Below are 1028 nucleotides of genomic sequence, written 5' to 3' on the forward strand. Positions count from 1 at the left end.
ACCCGTTGGCGGAATTAATTTAAGTTGATAAATATGAGTAAAAAGTTGCACATATCGCTGATTTTTAGTAACTTAGTGGTGTTCAAAACATTAAGTCCAAACCATCGTATGTACAACCTTTATACAAAATTCGTCAAAATACTCGAGATATGCAAGCAATTCTCTGAAAATCTCGTCAATGAATCGGGTAATGTTCCACGTCGTGGTCCTGTTCCCAAGTTTTCGGATTTGGAAGTGGTGGCGCTATCCTTGACGGCAGAGACCGAGAGCATTGATAGTGAGAAGTGGTTGTTCGACTATAAATTGCAAGAGTACAAGGACAACATTCCTAATCTCATATCAAGGAGACAGTTCAATGACCGCAGGAAGAAAACGGCAGGCCTGTGTGAGGAACTGCGCAAGCGGATTGCCATGGAAATGGATGGCGGAGAGGAACAATTCTTTGTTGACTCCAAGCCGATAGAGGTCTGTAGGGTTGCAAGAGGAAAACGTTGCAAGATGGGACGTACCGGCAATTTCTCGCAAGCTCCCGACTTCGGCTTCTGTGCTTCGCAGAACACGTATTATTTTGGTTATAAGTTACACGCTCTCTGTGGGTTAAGTGGAGTTATCCATTCCTATGATCTGTCAAAGGCAAGTGTGGCGGACCTCCATTATATGAAGGATGTAAAACATACTTATCACGACTGTAGCATCTATGGTGACAAAGGGTATATTGGAGCTGACGTACAGCTTGACTTGTTCGAAACCGCACACATAAGACTGGAGTGTCCGTATCGGCTCAACCAAAAGGATTGGAAACCGACATTCATTCCGTTTGCAAAGGCAAGAAAGAGGATTGAGACAATATTCTCACAACTTACAGACCAGTTCTTGGTCATCAGGAACTATGCGAAAATAACGAATGGTTTGTTTGCCAGGATCATTGGCAAAATTAGTGCACTTACCATTCTGCAATACGTAAACTTCATTAACGACAAGCCCCTTGGCAGAATTAAGTATGCACTAAATTAATTCCGCCAACAGGT

General features: G+C 42.9%; 1 protein-coding gene. It reads left to right on the forward strand.

Features of this window, described 5'->3' with window-relative positions:
* Positions 1 to 33 precede the first annotated feature (33 nt).
* Positions 34 to 1014, forward strand: a complete 981-nt coding sequence (locus HMPREF9446_RS04320) for an IS982 family transposase (RefSeq protein WP_009124201.1) — start codon at positions 34 to 36, stop codon at positions 1012 to 1014.
* The last annotated feature ends 14 nt before the right edge of the window (positions 1015 to 1028 follow it).

The sequence above is a fragment of the Bacteroides fluxus YIT 12057 genome, assembly GCF_000195635.1.
GTDB classification, from domain to species: domain Bacteria; phylum Bacteroidota; class Bacteroidia; order Bacteroidales; family Bacteroidaceae; genus Bacteroides; species Bacteroides fluxus.